General features: G+C 62.6%; 22 protein-coding genes. 5 read left to right on the top strand and 17 right to left on the bottom strand.

The annotated features are described in order from the left end of the window. Positions 1–83: 83 nt before the first annotated feature. Entirely contained in the window at positions 84–1,076 is a 993-nt protein-coding gene (locus tag AC05QJ_RS25535; protein ID WP_476744014.1) for an alpha/beta fold hydrolase, read from the top strand. On the opposite strand, the gene AC05QJ_RS25530 is transcribed toward AC05QJ_RS25535, so the two are convergent. The 11 genes from AC05QJ_RS25530 to AC05QJ_RS25480 all read right to left on the bottom strand — a co-directional run bounded on the left by AC05QJ_RS25530 (position 1,073) and on the right by AC05QJ_RS25480 (position 13,280). Further along, complete coding sequence (locus AC05QJ_RS25530; RefSeq protein WP_476748006.1) at positions 1,073–1,399, bottom strand: GlpM family protein; 327 nt, start codon at positions 1,397–1,399, stop codon at positions 1,073–1,075. The two genes, AC05QJ_RS25535 and AC05QJ_RS25530, sit on opposite strands and share 4 nt — an antisense overlap. 22 nt (positions 1,400–1,421) lie before the next feature. Further along, positions 1,422–2,747: a two-component response regulator AauR gene (gene aauR / locus AC05QJ_RS25525; protein WP_476744013.1), complete on the bottom strand. Its 1,326-nt coding sequence runs from the start codon at positions 2,745–2,747 to the stop codon at positions 1,422–1,424. Beyond that, complete coding sequence (aauS, locus tag AC05QJ_RS25520; protein ID WP_476744012.1) at positions 2,744–4,651, bottom strand: two-component sensor histidine kinase AauS; 1,908 nt, start codon at positions 4,649–4,651, stop codon at positions 2,744–2,746. Before aauS ends, aauR begins: the two co-directional genes overlap by 4 nt. Before the next feature lie 63 nt (positions 4,652–4,714). Beyond that, on the bottom strand, positions 4,715–5,449 hold the full coding sequence (locus AC05QJ_RS25515) for an amino acid ABC transporter ATP-binding protein (protein WP_476744011.1): 735 nt from the start codon (positions 5,447–5,449) through the stop codon (positions 4,715–4,717). Continuing rightward, positions 5,446–6,117 carry an amino acid ABC transporter permease gene (locus AC05QJ_RS25510; RefSeq protein ID WP_476744010.1) on the bottom strand — a complete coding sequence of 224 codons (672 nt, stop codon included), beginning with the start codon at positions 6,115–6,117 and terminating at the stop codon, positions 5,446–5,448. The genes AC05QJ_RS25515 and AC05QJ_RS25510 overlap by 4 nt, the downstream gene beginning before the upstream one ends. After that, complete coding sequence (locus tag AC05QJ_RS25505) at positions 6,117–6,863, bottom strand: amino acid ABC transporter permease (protein WP_476744009.1); 747 nt, start codon at positions 6,861–6,863, stop codon at positions 6,117–6,119. The genes AC05QJ_RS25510 and AC05QJ_RS25505 overlap by 1 nt, the downstream gene beginning before the upstream one ends. Positions 6,864–6,996: 133 nt before the next feature. Continuing rightward, on the bottom strand, positions 6,997–7,914 hold the full coding sequence (locus tag AC05QJ_RS25500) for a glutamate/aspartate ABC transporter substrate-binding protein (RefSeq protein ID WP_476744008.1): 918 nt from the start codon (positions 7,912–7,914) through the stop codon (positions 6,997–6,999). A 361-nt stretch (positions 7,915–8,275) separates the two neighbouring features. Then, positions 8,276–9,808 (bottom strand): glycerol-3-phosphate dehydrogenase, encoded by a 1,533-nt coding sequence (gene glpD, locus AC05QJ_RS25495; RefSeq protein WP_476744007.1) that lies wholly within the window; start codon positions 9,806–9,808, stop codon positions 8,276–8,278. Between the two features lie 186 nt (positions 9,809–9,994). Further along, a complete protein-coding gene (locus tag AC05QJ_RS25490; protein ID WP_476744006.1) occupies positions 9,995–10,750 on the bottom strand; it encodes a DeoR/GlpR family transcriptional regulator in 756 nt (251 codons plus the stop codon). Between the two features lie 127 nt (positions 10,751–10,877). Further along, positions 10,878–12,377, bottom strand: a complete 1,500-nt coding sequence (gene glpK, locus AC05QJ_RS25485) for a glycerol kinase GlpK (RefSeq protein ID WP_476744005.1) — start codon at positions 12,375–12,377, stop codon at positions 10,878–10,880. Between the two features lie 57 nt (positions 12,378–12,434). After that, positions 12,435–13,280 carry an MIP/aquaporin family protein gene (locus tag AC05QJ_RS25480; protein ID WP_476744004.1) on the bottom strand — a complete coding sequence of 282 codons (846 nt, stop codon included), beginning with the start codon at positions 13,278–13,280 and terminating at the stop codon, positions 12,435–12,437. Between the two features lie 303 nt (positions 13,281–13,583). On the opposite strand from AC05QJ_RS25480, the gene ybaK reads away from it, so the two are divergent. Then, positions 13,584–14,054: a Cys-tRNA(Pro) deacylase gene (gene ybaK / locus AC05QJ_RS25475; RefSeq protein ID WP_476744003.1), complete on the top strand. Its 471-nt coding sequence runs from the start codon at positions 13,584–13,586 to the stop codon at positions 14,052–14,054. Positions 14,055–14,122: 68 nt separating this feature from the next. Here the strand turns inward: ybaK and AC05QJ_RS25470 are convergent, their stop codons facing one another. Together AC05QJ_RS25470 and argF are read right to left on the bottom strand one after the other, a co-directional pair. Next, positions 14,123–15,229, bottom strand: a complete 1,107-nt coding sequence (locus AC05QJ_RS25470) for an ABC transporter ATP-binding protein (RefSeq protein WP_476744002.1) — start codon at positions 15,227–15,229, stop codon at positions 14,123–14,125. Then, positions 15,226–16,146, bottom strand: a complete 921-nt coding sequence (gene argF, locus AC05QJ_RS25465) for an ornithine carbamoyltransferase (protein ID WP_476744001.1) — start codon at positions 16,144–16,146, stop codon at positions 15,226–15,228. The genes AC05QJ_RS25470 and argF overlap by 4 nt, the downstream gene beginning before the upstream one ends. Positions 16,147–16,539: 393 nt before the next feature. Here argF and AC05QJ_RS25460 point away from each other — a divergent pair, with 393 nt between their 5' ends. Both AC05QJ_RS25460 and grxD read left to right on the top strand, forming a co-directional pair. Then, on the top strand, positions 16,540–18,648 hold the full coding sequence (locus AC05QJ_RS25460; RefSeq protein WP_476744000.1) for a molybdopterin oxidoreductase family protein: 2,109 nt from the start codon (positions 16,540–16,542) through the stop codon (positions 18,646–18,648). A gap of 91 nt (positions 18,649–18,739) precedes the next feature. Then, positions 18,740–19,075: a Grx4 family monothiol glutaredoxin gene (gene grxD, locus AC05QJ_RS25455; RefSeq protein WP_476743999.1), complete on the top strand. Its 336-nt coding sequence runs from the start codon at positions 18,740–18,742 to the stop codon at positions 19,073–19,075. A 223-nt stretch (positions 19,076–19,298) separates the two neighbouring features. On the opposite strand, the gene bfr is transcribed toward grxD, so the two are convergent. Both bfr and AC05QJ_RS25445 read right to left on the bottom strand, forming a co-directional pair. Continuing rightward, positions 19,299–19,769, bottom strand: a complete 471-nt coding sequence (gene bfr, locus AC05QJ_RS25450) for a bacterioferritin (RefSeq protein ID WP_476743998.1) — start codon at positions 19,767–19,769, stop codon at positions 19,299–19,301. A 207-nt stretch (positions 19,770–19,976) separates the two neighbouring features. Then, a complete protein-coding gene (locus AC05QJ_RS25445; RefSeq protein ID WP_476743997.1) occupies positions 19,977–20,198 on the bottom strand; it encodes a bacterioferritin-associated ferredoxin in 222 nt (73 codons plus the stop codon). Positions 20,199–20,428: 230 nt separating this feature from the next. Here AC05QJ_RS25445 and AC05QJ_RS25440 point away from each other — a divergent pair, with 230 nt between their 5' ends. Beyond that, positions 20,429–21,031, top strand: coding sequence for a peroxiredoxin (locus AC05QJ_RS25440; protein WP_476743996.1), 603 nt, complete (start codon positions 20,429–20,431; stop codon positions 21,029–21,031). Between the two features lie 67 nt (positions 21,032–21,098). Here AC05QJ_RS25440 and rnt read toward each other — a convergent pair whose 3' ends face one another. Together rnt and pyrC are read right to left on the bottom strand one after the other, a co-directional pair. Continuing rightward, positions 21,099–21,773 carry a ribonuclease T gene (gene rnt, locus AC05QJ_RS25435; RefSeq protein ID WP_476743995.1) on the bottom strand — a complete coding sequence of 225 codons (675 nt, stop codon included), beginning with the start codon at positions 21,771–21,773 and terminating at the stop codon, positions 21,099–21,101. Further along, positions 21,770–22,816: a dihydroorotase gene (gene pyrC, locus AC05QJ_RS25430; RefSeq protein ID WP_476743994.1), complete on the bottom strand. Its 1,047-nt coding sequence runs from the start codon at positions 22,814–22,816 to the stop codon at positions 21,770–21,772. Before pyrC ends, rnt begins: the two co-directional genes overlap by 4 nt. Positions 22,817–22,823 lie beyond the last annotated feature (7 nt).

Raw genomic sequence — 22,823 nt, 5'->3', positions numbered from 1 at the left:
TGTCACGGTTTTGTGGCAGCGCGACGGCATGAACATCATCACACTCGCGCTCTACTGGGGATTTCGTTTTCGGTGTTTCTTCCATGCGGGTTTATCTATTTCTTCTGGCGCTGCTATGCGCCACTTCGTCGTTCGCCGCGCCGCGCTGCGACGTGCATGCGCCTGTGCAGACGGCCGGACTCAAGCAGGTCAGCCTGGCGTACCAGAGTGTCGGTCGAGACACCGATCCGGCGCTGCTGCTGGTGATGGGGCTGGGCGGGCAGTTGATCCACTGGCCTGATGAAGTGGTCGAAGCCCTGTGCAAGCAAGGCTTTCGGGTGATCCGCTACGACAACCGCGACGTCGGGCTGTCGCGCTGGAACCAGCCGCCGGCCGATGCCAGCCTGACCTTCGAACTGCTGCGCTATCGCCTGGGGTTGTCGGTGAGCGCGCCCTACAGCCTGGAAGACATGGCCGAGGATGGCCTTGAACTGATGCAGTTTCTCGGCGAGAGCCGCTACCACGTACTGGGTGTGAGCATGGGCGGCATGATTGCCCAGCACATCGCCGACATGGCCCCGGAGCGGGTCGAAAGCCTGACCCTGATCATGTCCAGTTCAGGGGCCCAGGGGCTGCCGGCGCCCAGTGCCGCGCTGATCCAGCAACTGGCGCGGCGCAGCGCGCCGAACCGGGAGGTGGCCATTGAGCAACAGGCTGACCTGCTCGCCGCGTTGGGCAGCCCGCAGGTCAAGGACGATCGTCAGGTGCTGTTGCAGCAGGCGGCGGTTTCCTATGACCGGGCCTTCAATCCCGAAGGCGTGAAGCGGCAGATCATGGCGATCCTCGCCGAACCCAGTCGGGTCGAACTGCTCAACCGTCTGCGTGTGCCGACCCTGGTGGTGCATGGCACCGCCGATCCGCTGTTGCCGGTGATGCACGGCGTGCACCTGGCGGCGCATATCCAGGGCAGCCAGTTGGCGTTGATTCCAGGGCTGGCCCATCGTTTCCAGGAGCCGTTCAAGGCGCCGCTACTGGCGGCGGTGCTGCCGTACCTGCAGGCGCACCGCAATGACTTCAGCCACTTGGCCCAGCGTTAGTGCAGGCGTATCCAGACACTGACGAGAATGGTCGCCGCCACCAGCCAGGCCACTGCGGCCAGCGCCAGTGATGCTTCCAGGCGCAGGCGGTCCACCAGGAAATACAGCGCTGCCAGGTAGACGAAATAGGGAATGATCGACCACATGCCGAAGACGATGGTGGTCTTCAGGTCGTCCAGCGAGCGGCCTTTGCCGACGATGTAGTGGGCGATCAGGGCGAAGGTGGGGAACAGCGGCACCAGCCCGGCGATGTAGTAGTTGCGGGTCTTGGCCAGCATGGCGAGGATCACCACCACGCCGGCACCGAGACAGGCTTTGAGTATCAGGTCCACGTTGTCCGCCTTATCAGCCGAGGCCGTATTTCTTCACTTTGTCGAACAGGGTGGTCTTGGCCATGCCCAGCTCCTGGCTGGCCTGGCTGAGGTTGCCACCGGTGCGCTGCAGGGCGTCGCTGAGCAGGTTGCGCTCGAAGGCTTCCACGGCCTCGGAGAAGCCCACGCCCTGGGACGGGCTGGCGCCGGCCTTCTTGAACGCCGGCAAGCCGAGGGCGAAGCGTTCGGCGACATTGCGCAGCTCGCGGACATTGCCCGGCCAGTCATGGCTCATCAGCCGCGACAGGGTCTGGCTGTCCAGTTGCGGTGCCTCGCGGTCGAAGCGCAGCGACGATTGCTGCAGGAAATGCTCGAACAGTTGCAGGATGTCTTCGCGGCGCTCGCGCAGCGGTGGCAGTTCCAGGGTCACCACGTTGAGCCGGTAGTACAGGTCGCTGCGGAACTGGCCGCTCTGGCCGAGGGCTTCGAGGTCGGATTTGGTCGCCGCGATCACCCGGCAATCCACCGGCACGCTCTGGTTCGAACCAAGGCGCTCCAGGGTGCGCTCCTGCAGCACCCGCAGCAGCTTGATCTGCAGGTTGATCGGCATGGTCTCGATCTCGTCGAGGAACAGCGTGCCGCCGTTGGCGTGTTCGATCTTGCCGATGCGGCGCTTGCCGGCGCCGGTGAAGGCGTTGGCCTCATGGCCGAAGATCTCGCTCTCGAACAGGTTTTCCGGCAGGCCACCGCAGTTCAGCGCGACGAAGGGCTGGGCCTGACGTCGGCTGAAGTCGTGCAGGCAGCGGGCGACCAGCTCCTTGCCGGTGCCGGTCTCGCCTTCGATCAACACGTTGGCCGAGGTGTCGGCGACATTGGCAATCAGCTCGCGCAGGTTCTGCATCGCTGGCGAGCGGCCGATGATGCGGCCCTCCAGGGTGCTGCGCTCGGCCAGTTGCCGGCGCAGGGCGAATACCTCGCGGGCCAGCCCGCGCTGCTCCAGGGCGCGACGCACCACATCCACCAGGCGCTCGGGGGAGAAGGGTTTCTCCATGAAGTCGTAGGCGCCGTTGCGCATGGCGCCGACGGCCATGTCGATATCGCCGTGGCCGGTGATCAATACCACGGGCAGGCTGCTGTCGCGGGCCTTGAGGCGGCTGAGCAGTTCCAGGCCATCGATGCCGGGCAGGCGGATATCGCTGACGACGATACCGGCGAAGTCATCGCCGATCCGCTCCAGTGCCTGTTCGGCGCTGCCCACGCCTTCGCTGGCGATGTCTTCCAGGGCCAGGGCCTGCTGGCAGCCTAGCAACACATGCGGGTCGTCTTCGACAATCAGGACGGTAAGAGGCGATGGGTTCATAGGGACTCGGCGGATTCAGTGGGGGCTTTGACCAGCGGCAGGCCGAGGACGAACGCGGTGCCGCCACTGGCGGGGTGTTCGACGCTCAGGCTGCCGCCGGCGGCGGCGGCCAGGCTGGCGGACAGGGTCAGACCAAGGCCCAGGCCATGCTCGCCCGGCTTGGTGGTGAAGAAGGGCTCGAACAGGTGCTTGCGGGCTTCGTCGTCGATGCCGTGGCCGTTGTCGCGTACCCGCAGGCGGTACTTGTCGTCCTGCTGCTCGCCTTCCAGCCACAGTTGCGGCAGCGGCGCGGTGGCCATGGCGTCCAGGGCGTTGCCGATCAGGTTGACCAGGATCTGTTCCAGGCGGGTCTGATCGATGGCCAGAAGCGGGTCGCTGTAGTTGCTGTGCAGCTTCAGGTGGCAGCCTTCGATGCGTGCGGCCAGCACTTGCAAGGTGGCGTCCACCGCCTTGGCCAGCGAGGCCTGGCCGCGGTCGTCGCCGCGCCGGGCAAAGGAGCGCAGGCTGGCGGTGATGCGGCCCATGCGGTCGATCAGGTCGTTCATGGTCAGCAGGTTGGCACTGGCGATTTCCAGCGAGCCGCGTTCGAGGAAGCGCACGGTATTGCCGGAGAGCGTGCGCAGCGCCGCCAGCGGCTGGTTCAGTTCATGGGCGATGCTGGTGGACATCTGGCCGATGGCGGCGAGCTTGCCGGCCTGGACCAGTTCGTCCTGGGCGTGGCGCAGGGTCTGTTCGGCCTGACGCCGCTCGCGGATCTGTGCCTTGAGGCGGTCGTTGCTGGCACGCAGGTCGGCGGTGCGCTCGGCGATCTTGCGTTCCAGCTGGTTGTTGGCTTCTTCCAGCGCTTCGCGGGCAGCGAGGCGGGTGGCGATCACCTTGCGTCGCTCGTTCCAGGCAATGCCGAGAATCGCCAGCAGAGCGAAGGCGATCGCCACCAGCACGCCCTGGATGATGGACTCGCGGCGCAGGTCCTGCAGTGGGGTCAGCAGGGTGAAATGCCAGGGCGTGTCGGCGAGGCGGCGGGTCTGCGCCAGGTAGGCGACTTCGTGGGTGCCGTCGTCGAGCCGGGCGTTGGCGGGGAAGGTCAGTTTTTCCAGGCCGTCACCGAGTTTTTCCCGGCCCAGCGGTTGCAGCTCGTTGAGCGAGAACCAGTAATACTGCAGGCTGCGGGCCAGGCGTTCCTTGACCTCCGGGGTCAGCGGCCGCACCGACTTCAGACGCCGAGCCGGATCGCTGGACAGGATGATGATGCCATTCTCGTCGCTCACGAAGGCTTCCAGGCGGGCGCGCTGCCAGCGCTCCTCGAGGGCTTCCAGGCGCACCTTGATCACTGCGACGCCAATGATCTTGCCATGCTCTTCCAGGCCATGGGCCAGGTAATAGCCGGGCTCGCCGGTGGTGCTGCCGATGCCGTAGAAACGACCGGGCTGGCCGCGCACGGCGTCCTGGAAATAGGCGCGGAACGACAGGTCTTCACCCAGGAAACTGTCGACGTCGCGCCAGTTGCTGGTGGCCTGGACCCGGCCGCTGGTGTCGAGGACGAAGATCGCCCGGCTGCGGCTGCGGCGATTCAGGCCCTCGAGGTATTCGTTGACCACCTGGCGATGCTCGCCGTCCGGCTCGGTCAACAGCATTGATACGCTGTCTTCGAGTTCCAGCAGGCTGGGCAGGTAGGTGTACTTGCTGATTTCGCTTTCGACGGTGCGCGCGTGCAGTTCGAGCTGACGCTCGCCGTTATCGCTCAAGGTGCGGATGCCGTTGTGCTCGCTGACCATGAAACCGGCGACACCCAGGCCGATCGTCAGCAGGAGGATCAGCGGCAGAACGAGCAGTTGGCGGATCAGACGGGGTTTCACGGCAAGGGCAGGCTTGGCTGGGCGAAAGAGCGTGGGATCGCATTTCATCACAGTGGCCTTGTTACAACCAGCGCCCCCGGCCCGGCGTACCGAACCGAGGGCGCCTGTCGCTTAGTGCTGCAGGATTTTGCTGAGGAAGTGCTGGGTGCGTTCGTGACGGGCGGTCGGGTCGCCGAAGAAGTCTTCCTTCTTGCAATCCTCGATGATGCTGCCCTTGTCCATGAAGATCACCCGGTTGGCGACCTTGCGGGCGAAGCCCATTTCGTGGGTCACGCACATCATGGTCATGCCTTCGTGAGCCAGCTCGACCATCACGTCCAGCACTTCGTTGACCATTTCCGGGTCCAGCGCCGAGGTCGGCTCGTCGAACAGCATGACGATCGGGTCCATCGACAGCGCGCGGGCGATGGCCACGCGCTGCTGCTGGCCGCCGGAGAGCTGGCCGGGATGTTTCTTGGCATGGGCGGAAAGGCCGACGCGGTCGAGCAGGGCCAGGCCTTTCTTGGTGGCTTCGGCTTCGCTGCGGCCAAGTACCTTGCGCTGGGCGATGGTCAGGTTCTCGGTGATGCTCAGGTGCGGGAACAATTCGAAGTGCTGGAACACCATGCCGACGCGCGAGCGCAGTTTCGGCAGGTTGGTCTTCGGATCGGCGATGGAGGTGCCGTCGACGATGATGTCGCCCTTCTGGAAAGGTTCCAGGGCGTTGACGCACTTGATCAGGGTCGATTTGCCCGAGCCGGACGGCCCGCAGACCACCACCACTTCACCTTTCTTGACCTCGGTATTGCAGTCGGTCAGCACCTGGAAGTCGCCGTACCACTTGTTGACGTTCTTGATGGAAATCATACGGTTATCCTTTTTTGCAGGCGCTTGACCAGCCACGAAGCGGAGAAGCTGATGAGGAAGTACACGACACCGGCGAAGATCAGGAACTCATGGGAACGGCCGATGATGTCGCCATTGGAGCGTGCCGAGTTGAGGAAGTCCACCAGGCCCACGGTGTAGACCAGCGAAGTGTCCTGGAACAGGATGATGCTCTGCTGCAGCAGCAGCGGGGTCATCTTGCGGAACGCCTGGGGCAGGATGATCAGACGCATGGTCTGGCCATAGGTCATGCCCAGTGCCTGTGCCGCGCCCATCTGGCCCTTGGAGATCGACTGCACGCCGGCCCGGACGATTTCGCAGAAGTAGGCCGCCTCGAACATCATGAAGGCCACGACGCAGGAGGTGAAGGCGCCGATCGGGGTGTCTTCGCCGGTGATCCAGCGCAGCACGAACGGCACCGCCAGGTAGAACCAGGTGATGACCAGCAGCAGCGGGATCGAGCGGAAGTAGTTGACGTAGGCCCCGGCGAGGTTGGCCAGCAGCTTGTTCGACGACAGGCGCATCAATGCCAGCACGGTGCCCAGCGCGATACCGCCAACCACGCCCATGACCATCAATTTGAGGGTCATGATCATGCCTTCCCAGAGGGCCGGCAGGGCGGGGATGATTTCGCTGAAATCCATTTCCATCACTTACCTCCCACGGAGATCAGGCCAGGGACCGAGACCTTCTTCTCGACCATGCGCATGAGCAGCATCAGGCCCATGTTCAGGGTGAAGTAGATCAGCGTCGCCAGGGTAAAGGCTTCGAACAGGTTGGCGGAGAACTCGGCGGTCTGCTTGGTCTGCGCCAGCAACTCCATCAGGCCGATCAGCGAGGCGACCGAGGAGTTCTTGAACACGTTCAGGAATTCGGAGGTGAGCGGCGGAATGATGATCCGGTAGGCCTGGGGCAGCAGCACGTTGCTGTAGATCTGCGGCAGGCTGAAACCCATGGCGCGGGCGGCGGATTCCTGGCCGCGGGGCAGGGCCTGGATACCGGTGCGGACCTGTTCGCAGACCCGTGCGGCGGTGAACAGGCCAAGGCAGATGACCACGCTGATCAGTGCCGAGGTCGTCGGGTTGAGGTCTTGCTTGAACCACTCCTGCAGGCCCTCGGGCAGCAGGTCGGGGACCAGGAAGTACCAGATGAACAGCTGCACCAGCAGCGGCACGTTGCGGAACAGTTCCACATAGCAGGTGGCGATACCCGATACCAGGCGGTTCGGCACGGTACGCATGACACCGAGCACCGAGCCCAGCAGCAAGGCAATGATCCAGGCGCTGACGGCAATGGCGATGGTCCAGCCCAGTCCGGTGATGTACCAGTCCAGATAGGTTTCGCTGCCTACGCCGGTGGACTTGAAGAACACACTCCAGTCCCAGTTGTAATTCATCGGGATTTCCCCTCAGACGGTCGTTTCACGGGCACCTTCGAGCCTCCGGGGGCGCACGCGCCCTCGGAGGAAAGGTTAGACACTATCGGCTGGCCCGCACGCTTGAATCAGATGGCGGGCCATTTCGGGTGGGTCAGGACTTCTTCTCGTCCGCGGCCTTGTCGGTCGGCTCGGCGATCAGTTTCTTCAGTTCGTCGCTCATCGGGAACTGCAGGTTCAGGCCTTTAGGCGGGATGGGCTGCTGGAACCACTTGTCGTAGCTCTTGTTGACCTCGCCCGACTTGAAGTAGCCGACGATGGCTTCGTCGACGGCCTTCTTGAACGCCGGGTCGTCCTTGCGAACCATGCAGCCATAGATTTCGTAGGATTGCGGCGTGCCGGTGATGACCCAGTCCGACGGCTTGCGTGCCTTGGCCATTTCACCGGCCAGCAGGGCATCGTCCATCATGAAGGCCACGGCGCGGCCGCTTTCGAGCATGTTGAAGGCTTCACCGTGGTCCTTGGCGGAAATCACGTTCATCTTCATCTGCTTGTCGGCGTTCATCGCCTTGAGCAGGCGCTCGGAGGTGGTGCCGGCGGTGGTCACGACGTTCTTGCCGGCCAGGTCAGGGAAGTCCTTGTAGGAAGGTTGACCGTCCTTGACCTTGGTCAGCAGACGGGTACCGACTTCGAAGATGCCCACGGAAAAGCCGACTTGCTGCTGGCGTTCGACGTTATTGGTGGTGGAGCCGCATTCCAGGTCGACGGTGCCGTTCTGCACCAGCGGAATGCGGGTCTGGGAGGTGACCAGGTTGTAGCGGACCTTGATGTCCGTACCCAGTTGCTTTTTCAGGGCTTCGACGACAGCCAGCTGGATGTCGTGAGAGTAGCCCACGGGTTCCGGCTTGCCCGCCAGGTAGGAAAATGGAATGGAGGAGTCGCGGTGCCCCAGGGTGATGGTGCCCGAGTCCTTGATCTTCTTCAGGGTGCCGGTGAGTTCTTCGGCCATAACGGGGGAAGAGATCACGACTGCCGCGATTGCGGCGCCCAACAGATGACGAACGATACGCATCAAACTTTCCTCGACGTTGTTTTTCTTATGAGGCCGTTGGCCGGCCCTTTCGTTCAGCGAACGCTGCAACAAAGCGTTTGCGCATTCGGGTACTGAGTGTAGAGCATGACTCGTGCCAGGCTCTGACTTCGGTCACGAAGCCCCGTATTTACTGGGTAACAGCTTTGTTTGACGGGGGTTTTACAGGCGGGGAAGTACGGCAGTCCGAATCTTGCGTCGAGAGGCGTTCGGAAAACCGAATGTTTATCTGCGAGCCCCCCAGGATTTCGGCCAGCCGCGTTATTCCAGACAGGACTCGATATCTGTGGGAGTCCGCCTTGCCGACGATGGCGTCATTGCAGGCAAGGCTCTCCTACCCGGGTCAGGCAGCCTCGACGCGCCCGCGCTTGAGCTCGACCTGCTGCAGGTATTCGCGCAGCGTCTGCTGCTCGGCTGCGCTCAGGAACAGCCCCAGCTTGGTCCGGCGCCACAGGATGTCGTCGGCGTTCACTGCCCACTCTTCCCGGCACAGGTAATCCACTTCCCGGGCGAACAGCCCGCCGCCCAGGGCTTGACCGAGGTCTTCCGGCCCTTGCACGCCTTCCAGCATTTTCCAGATGCGGCTGCCGTAGGTCAGTGCCCAGCGCCTGGCCAGGGCGGTCGGCAGCCAGCCGTGGCTGGCGAGTACCTGGTCGCACAATGCCTGCGGCGTGCCCAGGCCTTCGCCACCGGGAAGTGGTGCGTTGGCGGTCCAGCTACCGGTCATCTGCGGGAACCACGGCGCCAGCTCCGACATGGCCGATTCGGCCAGCTTGCGGTAGGTCGTGAGTTTGCCGCCGAATACCGACAGCAGCGGCGCCTGACCGTCTTCCGAGGACAGCGCCAGGGTGTAGTCACGGGTCACCGCCGAGGGGTTGTCGGATTCGTCATTGCACAGCGGCCGGACACCCGAATAAGTGTGCAGGATATCGGTACGGCTCAGCTGGTGGTTGAAATGCTGGTTGACCACGTTCAGCAGGTAGTCGGTTTCGGTCTCGGTGATCGCCACCTGGGCCGGGTCGCCGCTGTATTCGCGGTCGGTGGTGCCGATGAGGGTGAAACGCTCCAGATAAGGAATGCAGAACACGATGCGCTGGTCTTCGTTCTGCAGGATGTAGGCGTGTTCGCCTTCGTACAGCTTCGGCACGATCAGGTGGCTGCCCTGGATCAGGCGGATACCGTAGGGCGCGGTGAGCTTCAGGTCGTCCTTGATGAACCGGGCGACCCAAGGACCGGCGGCGTTCACCAGCGAGCGTGCCTGGAGGGTCTGCTGGCTGCCGTCGGCGCGTTCGATTCGCACGTTCCACAGCTTGCCGACGCGCTGAGCCTCGATGCAGCGGGTGCGGGTGAGGATATCGGCACTGCGCTCGCGGGCGGCCATGGCGTTGAGTACCACCAGGCGAGCGTCGTCCACTGCGCAGTCGGCATATTCGAAACCGCGGCTGATGGCCGGCTTGAGCGGGTTGCCCGGGCCGAAGCGCAGGCTGCGGGAGGCGCCGAGCTGCTTGCGCTTGCCCAGGTTGTCATAGAGGAACAGGCCGGCACGGATCATCCAGGCCGGACGCAGGTGAGGACGGTGCGGCAGAACGAAGCGCATCGGCTTGACGATATGCGGTGCCTTGGCCAGCAGTACCTCGCGCTCGGCCAGTGCCTCGCGTACCAGACGGAATTCATAGTGTTCGAGATAGCGCAGGCCGCCGTGGATCAGTTTGCTGCTGGCCGAAGAGGTGTGGCTGGCCAGATCGTCCTTTTCGCAAAGGAACACCGAGAGACCGCGCCCGGCTGCATCGGCGGCGATGCCGACGCCATTGATGCCGCCACCGATGACGGCCACATCATAGATTTCAGCAAGATTGGGAGCGCTGGATTGGGACACGGCACGGCCTCTCGAATGTCGGTTTCTATCTTTTATGAACATTAATGTTCGCATTCGAAAATGTTAGCCGAACAAAAAGGCGCCGACCAGTGACTTTCCATAGAAAATACTGATCTTGTTACAACTAAGTGAAAAAAACCGAACATGACCACCGCCACCCTTGCGGTGGCGGTCGGAGGGCAGGGATCAGACGACTTCCAGGCGAACCTTGTGCTGGTTGAGCAACTGGCTCAGGGCGGCTACCGGCGCCTGGTCGGTCACCAGGCAATCGATCAGGCCGATGGACCCCAGCCGCACCATGGCATTGCGTCCGAACTTGCTGGAGTCGGCGGCGAGGATCACCTGCCGGGCGTTGGCGATGATCGCCTGGGATACCCGTACTTCCTGGTAGTCGAAGTCCAGCAGGCTGCCGTCTTCGTCGATGCCGCTAATGCCCACCAGGGCGAAGTCGACCTTGAACTGATTGATGAAGTCGACACTGGCCTGGCCCACCACGCCGCCATCGCGCCGCACGTTACCGCCGGCCAGTTGCACCTCGAAGTCATCCTTGGCGCTGAGGATCGAGGCCACATGCAGGTTGTTGGTGATGATCTTCAGGTGGTTGTGGTTGAGCAGGGCGCGGGCGATGGACTCGGTGGTGGTGCCGATATTGATGAACAGCGAGGCGTGATCGGGGATCTGCCGGGCCACGGCTTCGGCGATGCGCTGCTTCTCGTCGCGCATCTGGTCGGCGCGCATGGCGTAGGCGGTGTTTTCGATACTGGAGTCGTAGGCTGCGCCACCGTGGTAACGGCGCAACAGGTTGACCTCCGCCAGCTGGTTGATATCGCGGCGGATGGTTTGCGGGGTGACGACGAACAACTGCGCCATTTCCTCGATACTGACGTAGCCGCGTTCGCGGACCAGTTCGAGAATTTGTTGTTGGCGGGGAGGCAGATTCATGGGCGTCCTTCAGGGGCGGCCGAAAAATTCTGCAATGATGCCGTAGGAAATAGCTGGGGACCAGTCTGAGCGCGGCGTCGGTGTATTGCAGGGCGCATCCATGGCGGATGTGCCCTGCCGTCACGCCTTACTCGTCGTGGGGTTCCCAGTCGCGGGTGCGATCGACCGCCTTGAGCCAGCCGCGGTAGAGCGTTTCCTTCTCTGCTTCTGGCAGTTGCGGAGTGAATTCGCGCTCGATCAGCGCCTTGCCGCGCAACTCGTCCAGGCCGCTCCAGAAACCGCAGGCCAGGCCCGCCAGGTAGGCGGCGCCGAGGGCGGTGGTTTCACGCATCTGCGGACGTTCGACGCAGGTGCCGAGGATGTCGGCCTGGAACTGCATCAGGAAGTTGTTGGCGACCGCGCCACCGTCCACCCGCAGAGCGCTGAGGCGCTGGCCGCAGTCCTGTTGCATGGCATCGAGCACGTCGCGGGTCTGGTAGGCGATGGACTCCAGTGCGGCGCGGATGATGTGGTCCACCTTGACCCCACGGGTCAGGCCGAACAGCGCGCCACGGGCATACGGGTCCCAGTAGGGAGCGCCGAGGCCGGTGAACGCCGGCACCAGATAGACACCGTTGCTGTCCTTGACCTTGCTGGCGAAGTACTCGGTGTCGTGGGCGTCGTTGACGATCTTCAGTTCGTCACGCAGCCACTGCACGGTGGAGCCGCCGTTGAACACGGCACCTTCCAGGGCATAGGCCACTTCGCCGCGGGGGCCGCAGGCGATGGTGGTGAGCAGGCCGTGGGAGGATTGCACGGCTTTGTCGCCGGTGTTCATCAGCAGGAAGCAACCGGTGCCGTAGGTGTTCTTGGCCTGGCCCGGCTCCACGCACATCTGCCCGAACAGCGCGGCCTGCTGGTCGCCGGCGATACCGGCAATGTCGATGCCGCTCTTGGTCTTGCCGTAGATCTGCGAGGACGGGCGGACCTCCGGCAGCATCTGCCGCGGAATGCCCAGCACTTCCAGCATCTTCTCGTCCCACTGCAGGGTGTGGATGTTGAACAGCAGGGTGCGGGAGGCGTTGGTGTAGTCGGTGACGTGGACCTTGCCGCCGGAGAATTTCCAGATCAGCCAGCTGTCGACGGTGCCGAACAGCAGTTCGCCACGCTCGGCGCGTTCGCGGGCACCTTCGACATTGTCGAGGATCCATTTCAGCTTGGTGCCGGAGAAATAGGGGTCGGTGACCAGGCCGGTGGTTTCGCAGATGTAGTCCTGCAGGCCGTCGCGCTTGAGCTGCTCGCAGATTTCCGTGCTGCGGCGGCATTGCCAGACGATGGCGTTGTACACCGGGCGACCGGTTTCCTTGTCCCAGACGACGGTGGTCTCGCGCTGGTTGGTGATGCCGATGGCCGCGACCTGATCGTGGCTGATACCGGCCTGTGCCAGGGCCTCGACCATGGTCGCGCTCTGGGTGGCGAAGATTTCCATCGGGTCGTGCTCGACCCAGCCGGCTTGCGGATAGTGCTGGGCGAACTCGCGTTGGGAGGTGCCGACAACGTTTGCGTCGCGGTCGAAGATGATGGCCCGCGAACTGGTCGTGCCCTGGTCCAGGGCGATGATGTAGTTCTTGTTCTGACGGTCTGTCATGTCGTTGGCCTTGCAGTGAAATAGGTTGGAGTCAGGGCAGTTCGATCCGCGTGCGGATCAGGACGTCTGGGTCTTGCCCTGGGGCTTTTCGTCGGTCGCGGCGGCAGCGGCATTCGGCAGGCTGCGGGCGAACACGCCGCGGTACAGGGCGGCGCCGATGCCAGCTCCCATGATCGGCGCGAAAACCGGAACGAGGAAGTAGGGAATGTCGCGGCCGCCGGTGAAGGCGATTTCTCCCCAGCCGGCCAGGAAGGTCATCAGCTTTGGCCCGAAATCGCGGGCGGGGTTCATCGCGAAGCCGGTGAGCGGGCCCATGGCGCTGCCGATTACCGCGATCAGCAGGCCGATCAGCAGCGGGGCGAGGGGGCCGCGGGGCAGGCCGTTGTTGTCATCGGTCAGAGCCATGATCACGGCCATGAGAATGGCGGTGATGATCACTTCGACCAGAAACGCCTGGCCGGTGGACAGGGCCGGATGCGGATAGGTGGAGAACACCGAGGCCAGTTCGAGGCTGGCCTGACTGCCGCGAACCATGGCATGGGCCTGTTCGTAATCGAAGAACAGACTGCTGTAGAGGGTGTAGACCAGCGCCGCGCCGCAGAAGGCGCCGGCGATCTGCGCGACGATGTAGAACGGCAGTTTGCCCTTCTCGAAACCGGCGAACAGGCACAGGGCGATACTGACGGCGGGGTTCAGGTGTGCGCCGGAAATACCCGCGGTGAGATAGATCGCCATGCTGACGCCTACCCCCCAGATGATACTGATTTCCCAGAGCCCGAAGCTGGCGCCCGCGACCTTGAGCGCGGCGACGCAACCGGTCCCGAAAAAGATCAGCAGGGCGGTGCCGAAGAATTCGGCCAGGCATTGGCTGGACAACGTCGGTTGTTGTAGAGCAGTCGTCATTCGTTACCTCGGTTCTTGTTGTTGTGAGGCGCAGTGAGCGCTCGACGGAAACCCGAGCGAAATCCCCATTTCGGTCGGGTGGGTGGTGCGAATGCACTTTATGAGTGCATTTCGAATATTCAGATTCGAAAAAATATAGACAAGAAACGCTGATGTCAAAGGTCGAAAGCGAACCGTCGTCCACAATCTGACTGCCGGCCCACGGGGCGTCATGGCGCTGTGCTAACGGCTGATGGTTGCGACCGGGGATTTGTCCTACAGTAGCCGCCGAATGGAAACTGAATATTCCTGTTGGAGCCCCGCATGACCCCTGCTCTGGACCTGTTGAAAAAGGTGCGCGCCGAACACCGCATCCACAGTTACGAACACGATCCCAAGGCTGCCTCCTATGGCCTGGAGGCGGCGGAAAAGCTCAATCTGGACCCCAAGCGAGTGTTCAAGACGCTGCTGGCCAGCAGTGAAAAGGGCGAATTGCTTGTAGCCGTGGTCCCGGTTGTGGGGACGCTCGATCTGAAAGCCCTGGCCAGCGCCGCCAAGGTTAAAAAGTGCGAAATGGCTGACGTTGCGGTGGCGCAGCGCTCAACGGGCTACCTGGTGGGGGGGATCAGCCCGCTGGGGCAGAAGAAGCGCTTGCGGACGTTCATCGACCAGTCTGCCACTGCGCACGAGACCATTCATGTCAGCGCCGGGCGGCGTGGCCTGGAAGTGGAACTGGCGGCCGCCGTGCTCGCTGAGCATACCCAGGGCACGTTTGCCGATATCGGGCGGGAGTGAAGCAGCTGCAAGCTTCGAGCTACAAGCTGCGGTGGCGCTGCTGTTTCTTGTCGCTTGCAGCTTGAAGCTCAGGTCGAACTGTAGCGGCGTACTCCGTTGTCGCCATCCGGCAACCTGGCTTCGACACTGCCCGACGCGGCGAACAGCACCAGGTGATCCGCCGACACCGAGATACCGACATCCTGGCCGATCTGGTAGTCGATATGGCTGGGGAAGATGGCTTCGAGCTGGGTGCCGGTGCCCAGTTGCAGGCGGTAGAGCGTCGAGGCGCCCTGGAAGCTCTTGCCGTTGATGCGCGCGCTGAGGGCGCTGTCGCGGGCGTGGACGATGTCATCGGGACGCAGCAGCACATCCACCGCGCTGCCGATGGGCAGCGTATAGGCACGGTTGCCGCGCAGGGTGCCCAGCTCCGTCTGTACGGTCTCCGGGTCGAGCAGTTGTCCGCGAATGAAATAGCCCTGGCCGATGAAACTGGCTACGAAGGGCGTGGCCGGTTCATGGTAGAGGTTGTAGGGGGTATCCCACTGCTCCAGACGGCCTTCCTTGAACACGCCGACATGGTCGCTCACGGCAAAGGCTTCTTCCTGGTCGTGTGTCACCAGGATCGCACTGGTGCCCCGGCTCTTGAGGATGTCGCGGACTTCGTGGCTGAGACGTCGGCGCAGTTCCACATCGAGGTTGGAGAAGGGTTCGTCCAGCAGTAGCAGTTGGGGTTCCGGTGCCAGCGCGCGGGCCAGGGCAACACGTTGTTGCTGGCCACCGGAAAGTTCGTGAGGGTAACGCCCGCCCAGTCCGTCCAGCTTGACCAGTTCCAGCATCTCCTTGACCACCTGCGCCTTGCGCGGGTGCTTGCCGATGCCGAAGGCGACGTTGTCGGCGACGGTCAGGTGCGGGAACAGGGCGTAGTCCTGGAACACCATGCCGATCCGGCGTTTTTCCGGAGCGAGGGTGAACCCCGCTCGGGAAATGACCTCGTCAGCCAACTGGATTTCGCCGTCGTGGATCGGTTCGAAACCGGCGATGGCGCGCAGGGTGGTGGTTTTGCCACAACCTGACGAGCCCAGCAGGCAACCGATGTCGCCGGCGTTCAGGTGCAGGTTGAGATTCTGGACGATGCGCGCCTCGCCGTAACCGCAGGCGAGGTTGCGCAGGTTGAGCAACAGGGGACGACTCATGCGTGGTGATAGGCCGGTTCTACAAGGTATTCAAGAAGTGCCTTCTGTGCATGCAGGCGGTTTTCCGCCTGGTCCCACGCGACGGACCGAGGGTCGTCGAGCAGGTCGATACTGATTTCCTCGCCACGGTGGGCGGGCAGGCAGTGCATGAACAGGACATCCGGGGCTGCCAGGTCGAGCAGTGCGCGATTCACCTGATAAGGGGCGAAGCGCTCCAGGCGCCGTGCAGTTTCCTCTTCCTGGCCCATCGACGTCCAGACATCGGTGCTCACCAGGTGGGCATCGCGCACGGCGTCCTTCGGATCACGGACGATCTGCACGCGGTCGCCGGCCTGGGCGACGAACTTCGGATTCGGCTCATAGCCTTCCGGGCAGGCGATGCGCAACTGGAAGTCGAACTGGATGGCCGCTTCTATATAGCTGTTGCACATGTTGTTGCCGTCGCCAATCCAGGCCACGGTCTTGCCCTGGATCGAGCCGCGGTGTTCGAGGAAGGTCTGCATGTCAGCCAGCAACTGGCAAGGGTGCAGGTCGTCGGACAGGCCGTTGATCACCGGCACCCGCGAATTGGCGGCGAATTCGGTCAGGTTGCTGTGGGCGAAGGTACGGATCATCACGGCATCGAGCATGCGCGACATGACGATGGCGCAGTCACCGATCGGCTCGCCGCGGCCCAGCTGGGTGTCGCGCGGGGACAGGAAAATCGCCTGGCCGCCGAGCTGGATCATGCCGGCTTCGAACGACAGCCGGGTACGGGTCGAGGACTTCTCGAAGATCATGCCCAGAACGCGGTTTTTCAGGGGCTCGAAGAGTACGCCGCGGTTACGCAGGTCTTTCAGCTCGATCCCTCGGCGGATCACACTGACCAGTTCTTCGGCGGTGAAATCCATCAGGGAGAGAAAGTGCCTAGCGCTCATCATTGACTACCTTTTTGCAACAGACCGCAGATCAGGAAAACCGGTTTTTCGGAAACACGGATGAGACCTGCGGCGTAAGCCGCACGGGGCGACGAAATAGGGGAAGGCGCAATACTATAATTAAATGTCGCGTCTTACCAAGTGGGGGTTGCCTCGACGGTCTTGGTCGAACAGAAACGCTGCCGTCTGTCTGCTCCTTTTTTCGGAGCAAGGGAGCTTTTTACACTGCCCCGGAAGGACTTTGCAATGAACGGGCGGGCCGTTGTCGGCCTGTTGGGACCATCGTCCAACCTGATGCCGAAGGATTCACAGGGTGAAGCTCGCTGGCGGGCCGCCTGAGTGAAGGCCATATTCGGGGGCGGCATTCCCCCGATTCCAGAACAAGAGGCGGCCATGACCAAGACCGTGCACCACCGAGCCTGTCACCTGTGCGAGGCCATTTGCGGCCTGACCTTCGAACTCGAGACCGAAGAGGGCAGTGCACCGCGCATCACCTCCATCAAGGGTGATGCCCAGGACAGCTTCAGCCGCGGCCATATCTGCCCGAAGGCGGTGGCCCTGCAGGACATCCAGAACGACCCGAACCGCCTGCGCGGACCCGTGGTGCGGGTAGGGGACCAGTGGCTGCCGATTGCCTGGGATGAAGCCTTCGAACTGGCCGCTCGCAAGTTGCACGAGGTACAGCAGCGCCACGGCCAGAACGCGGTGGCGGTCTACCAGGGCAACCCCAGCGTGCACAACTACGGGTTGATGACCCACAGCAATTACTTCCTCGGCCTGCTCAAGACCCGCAATCGCTTCTCTGCCACTTCGGTGGACCAACTGCCGCATCACCTGACCAGCTACCTGATGTACGGCCACGGTCTGTTGCTGCCGATTCCGGACATCGACCACACCGACTTCATGCTGATTCTGGGCGGCAACCCACTGGCCTCCAACGGCAGCATCATGACCGTGCCCGATGTCGAGAAACGCTTGAAGGCGCTTCAGGCCCGGGGTGGCAAGCTGGTGGTGGTTGATCCGCGACGCGGCGAGACGGCGGCGATGGCCGACCAGCATCTGTTCGTGCGCCCTGGTGGCGACGCTGCGCTGCTCTGTGGCCTGTTGAACACGTTGTTCGAGGAAAACCTTACCCGTGCCACGCCATTGCCGGTCAACGGCCTGGAGGAGGTGCGCGAGGCCCTGCGGCCCTTTACCGCCGAAGTGATGAGCCTGCTCTGTGGCATCGAGGCCGGGCTGATCCGTCAGTTGGCCAGAGACTTCGCTGCCGCTGACAAAGCGGTGTGCTACGGGCGCATGGGCGTCTCCACCCAGGCCTTCGGCACGCTGTGCCACTGGCTGGTGCAGTTGATCAACCTGGTCACCGGCAACCTCGACCGGGTCGGCGGCGCCTTGTGCACCGAACCTGCGGTGGATTTGGTGGCGACCACCAGTGGTGGTCATTTCAATGTCTGGCAAAGCCGGGTTTCCGGACTGCCCGAATATGGCGGCGAGCTGCCGGTGGCGGCGCTGGCCGAGGAAATGCTCACCGAAGGCGAAGGCCAGGTACGGGCGCTGGTCACCGTGGCCGGCAACCCGGTGCTGTCGACGCCCAATGGCCGGCAAGTGGAGCAGGCGCTGGACGGCCTGGAGTTCATGCTCAGCGTGGACCTCTACGTCAACGAGACGACCCGCTATGCCGACCTGATCCTGCCCTCCACCTCGGCGCTGGAGAACGATCACTACGACACGACCTTCAACCTCTTTGCGGTACGCAATGTCAGCCGCTTCAACCGTGCGCTGTTGCCCAAGCCGGAAGGCGCACTTCACGACTGGGAGATTTTCGTCGGTCTGGCCAAGGCGTTCGCCGAGGTCAGCGGCAGGGCGCTCAAGCCGACCATGGCGCCTGCGCAGATGATCGATTTCGGTTTGCGTGGCGGGCGTTACGGTGAAGGCTCGCCGTTCAACCTGTCGCTGCAGACGCTCGATCAGCACCCGCACGGCATCGACCTTGGCCCGTTGCAGCCGAACCTGGCGGCGCGACTGAAAACCGAAAGCGGCAGCATCGAGGCTGCGCCGGTACAGATCCTTGCCGATCTGCAGCGTTTCGCCGCGCAGCAGCCGCCGAGTGCGGCGCAGTTGCTGCTGATCGGCCGGCGGCATGTGCGCAGCAACAATTCCTGGATGCACAACTTCCATCGCCTGGTCAAAGGCAAGCCCCGTCATCAGTTGCTGATGCACCCGCAGGATCTGGAAGGCCGGCAGTTGCACGACGGTCAGCGAGTGAGGGTCACGTCACGGGTCGGCAGCATCGAAGTGGACGTGCAGGCCAGCACCGACATGATGCCCGGCGTGGTCAGCCTGCCCCACGGCTTCGGCCATGCGCGGCCGGGCGTGCTGCTGGATACCGCGCGGGCCCAGCCGGGTGCCAGCGCCAACGACCTTACCGACGAACGCCTTGTCGATGCGCTGTCGGGCAATGCGGTACTCAACGGCGTACCGGTGGAAGTAGTGGCCGCATGATTGTCGGCAAGGCCGAGCGTCGCGCTCGGCTTTCCGATACAATGCGTCACCGTGCCGACAACCAGGTCGGAAAGTTCAGCCGAGGTGCTTCATGGATATCATCGAAACAATCAAAGAGCAGATCGCCAACAACACCATTCTGCTTTACATGAAAGGCTCGCCGAATGCCCCGCAGTGTGGCTTTTCGGCAAAAGCGGCCCAGGCCGTGATGGGTTGCGGCGAGAAGTTCGCTTACGTCGACATCCTGCAGAACCCGGAAATCCGCGCCAACCTGCCAAAATACGCCAACTGGCCAACCTTCCCGCAACTGTGGGTGGCCGGTGAACTGGTCGGCGGCAGCGATATCATGACCGAGATGTTCGCCAACGGTGAGCTGCAGAGCCTGATCAAGGACGCAGCCGCCAAGGCCAAGGCTTCCGAGGCCTGATTGAGCTTCAAGCTACAAGCTACAAGCTACAAGCTGAGCGGTGGTGAGGCGGAGTTCTGCTTCACCCTGCAGGTTGCTCAAATGAAAACGCCGCGCTCCTCTGGAAGCGCGGCGTTTTCAGTTTCAAGCTGCGGGTTTGACTGAAAGAGGCGTTGGCAGCGACTGCGAGCCGCTCTTTCTTGCCGCTTGCAGCTTAAAGCTTGCAGCTTAAAGCTTGCAGCTGTTACTCGCCCATCTGCGACTGCAGGTAGTTCTCCAGGCCGACCTTGTCGATCAGGCCCAGCTGGGTTTCCAGCCAGTCGATGTGTTCTTCCTCGGATTCGAGGATGTCTTCCAGCAGCTCACGGCTGCCGAAGTCGCCGACGGTTTCGCAGTGCGCGATGGCGGCTTTCAGGTCGATCAGGCCTTTCTGCTCGATCTTCAGGTCGCATTCCAGCATTTCGCGGGTGTGCTCGCCGATCAGCAGCTTGCCCAGGTCCTGGACGTTGGGAATGCCTTCAAGGAAGAGAATGCGCTTGATCAGTTTGTCAGCGTGCTTCATCTCGTCGATGGATTCTTTGTATTCGTGCTTGCCGAGCTTTTCCAGACCCCAGTCCTCGTACATGCGCGCATGCAGGAAGTATTGGTTGATCGCGACCAGCTCGTTTCCGAGGATCTTGTTGAGATGCTGGATGACGCTTACGTCGCCTTTCATGTTGGGGTCCTGCCCTTGAAGTGTGTCAATAAGCGGGAGTTTGAGCCTGACAACTTTCTCTGTCAAACCTAAGTTATTGAATAATAAGTGAAAATTAATCGTAATAAGAATGTTTTCATTCCGCGTTTTACACCTAACTACTTGAATTATGGGAATAAAAAAACCGGACACTGGGTCCGGTTCTTTATAAATGCGGAAGAAGAAATTTCAGGCGGCGTTGAATTCCACCGGGTAGGGCAGGGCAGCGGCCTGGCTGATCTGAATTTCCGCAAGGGTATCGCGGACGACCTGCTTGGCAACACATGCACATTTGCCACACTGGCTGGCCACGTTGGTGGCGGCGCGGACTTCCTTGTAGCTACAGCATCCTTCATAGATCGCATCGCGAATCTGTCCGTCGGTAACACCAACACAAAGACACACATACATAAGAAGAAGACCATCTGGGTGGCTGGCTCAATGACTCGAAGCTTAATGTTAATGAGAATGCTTGTCAAAGCACTTGATGAAGGTGGCGTGGTAGAGCGACCGACGGTAGGAATCAGTGTCTGAAAGCCATGACTCGGCGTCCCGGCCGGGGCGGTGTATGATGCTCAACCCGTGTCAGGCGGCTCGCCCGCCTGCGTAGTCAGTTTCAAAACACCATCAGGAGATATCGAATGAGCGTGCTCGTTGGCAAAAAAGCCCCGGACTTCACCGTCGCTGCAGTACTGGGCAATGGCGAAATCGTCGAGAGCTTCAACCTGGCTACGGCCATCAAGGGCAAGTACGGCCTGGTGTTCTTCTACCCGCTGGACTTCACCTTCGTCTGCCCGTCCGAGCTGATCGCCCTGGACCACCGCATTCCTGAGTTCCAGGCGCGCAACGTCGAAGTCATCGGCGTTTCGATCGACTCGCACTTCACCCACAACGCCTGGCGTAACACCCCGGTCAACAATGGCGGCATCGGCCCGGTCAAGTACACCCTGGCTGCTGACATTTCCCACGAAATCTGCAAGGCCTACGACGTCGAGTCCGAAGGCGGCGTGGCCTTCCGTGGCGCTTTCCTGATCGACACCAACGGCGTTGTCCGTTCGCAGATCGTCAACGACCTGCCGCTGGGCCGTAACATGGACGAGCTGCTGCGTCTGGTCGACGCCCTGCAGTTCCACGAAGAGCACGGCGAAGTCTGCCCTGCCAACTGGAAAAAAGGCGACAAGGGCATGACCGCTTCGCCAGAAGGCGTGGCTGCTTACCTGAGCGAGAACGCTGGCAAGCTGTAATTCGCCATGCATAAAAAAACCGGCCTTCTTCAGGCCGGTTTTTTTTGGCTGCAAGCTGCAAGCTGCCTCAGTCGTCGAAGTCGCGCCAGCCGCCCATTTCCTTCCAGCGGTTGACGATGCCGCAGAACAGCTCGGCAGTCTTCTCCGTGTCGTAGCGGGCCGAGTGGGCCTCGCGTCCGTCGAAGTCGATGTCGGCGCTCTGGCAGGCCCGCGCCAGCACGGTCTGGCCATAGGCGAGGCCGGCGAGGGTGGCGGTGTCGAAGCTGGAGAAGGGGTGGAACGGGTTGCGCTTGATATCGTTGCGCGCCACGGCGGCATTTAGGAAGCCCAGGTCGAAGCTGCTGTTGTGGCCGACCAGGATCGCCCGCTTGCAGCCATTGGCTTTCAGTGCCTTGCGCACACCGCGGAAGATGTCGGTCAGCGCCGCTTCCTCGCTCACCGCCATGCGCAGCGGATGATCGAGCTTGATCCCGGTGAACTCCAGTGCCGCCTGTTCGATATTGGCGCCTTCGAAGGGCTCCACGCGGAAGAAATACGTGTGGTCCGGGAACAGGAAGCCCTTTTCGTCCATGCCGATGGTAACGGCGGCGATTTCCAGCAGCGCGTCAGTGGCACTGTTGAAACCACCGGTCTCGACATCCACCACGACCGGCAGATAGCCGCGGAAGCGCTCGGCCATCGGATGGCGCGAACCGCCGCCGCCTTGACCTTCCTGGTCGTCGTCGAACTGATCGTCACTCACGCATTGTCCTCCAGCAGGCGCCAGCGCAGTTGCTCACCGGCGCGCAGCGGAACGACGGTCTGCTCGCCGAACGGCAGGCTTTCCGGGGCGGTCCAGCTTTCGCGGACCAGGGTGATGGTGTCGGTATTCGCCGGCAGGCCATAGAACGCCGGGCCGTGCAGGCTGGCAAAGCCTTCCAGCTTGTCCAGGGCGTTGCGTTGCTCGAAGGCCTCGGCGTACAGCTCGATCGCGGCGTAGGCGGTGTAGCAGCCGGCGCAGCCGCAGGCCGCTTCCTTGGCGTGACGGGCGTGCGGTGCCGAATCGGTGCCGAGGAAGAACTTGCCGTTACCGCTGGTGGCGGCGTCGAGCAGGGCGATCTGGTGGGTATTGCGCTTGAGGATCGGCAGGCAATAGAAGTGCGGGCGAATGCCGCCGACCAGCATGTGGTTGCGGTTGTACAGCAGGTGCTGGGCGGTGATGGTCGCGCCGACGTTGGCCGGGGCTTCCTTGACGAACTGTGCGGCATCGGCGGTGGTGATGTGCTCGAACACCACTTTCAGCGTCGGGAAACGCTCGACGACGCGGCGCAGGTGCTCGTCGATGAACAGCTTCTCGCGGTCGAACACGTCGACTTCGCCGCGGGTCACTTCACCGTGGACCAGCAGGAGCATGCCGACTTCGGCCATGGCTTCCAGGGCCGGGAAGATGTTGTCGATGCTGGTGACGCCGGAATCCGAGTTGGTGGTCGCGCCGGCCGGATACAGCTTGGCGGCATAGACGAAGCCACTGGCCTTGGCGGCGCGGATGTCTTCCGGCTGGGTGCGATCGGTGAGGTACAGCACCATCAGCGGTTCGAAGCGGCTGCCGGCCGGGCGGGCATCGAGGATGCGCTGGCGATAGGCACCGGCTTCGGCGGCGTTGCGCACCGGCGGAACCAGGTTGGGCATGATGATGGCGCGGGCGAAGGTGCGCGCCACGTCGCCAACGGTGTGGGGCAGGACGACACCATCGCGAAGATGGATATGCCAGTCGTCGGGACGCAGGAGGGTCAGGCGGTCGGACATTGGGGAT

It is taken from the genome of Pseudomonas sp. TUM25319, from assembly GCF_056388475.1.
Note: the sequence above shows the minus strand (reverse complement) of the source record. Positions and strands in the feature narration are given on the sequence as shown.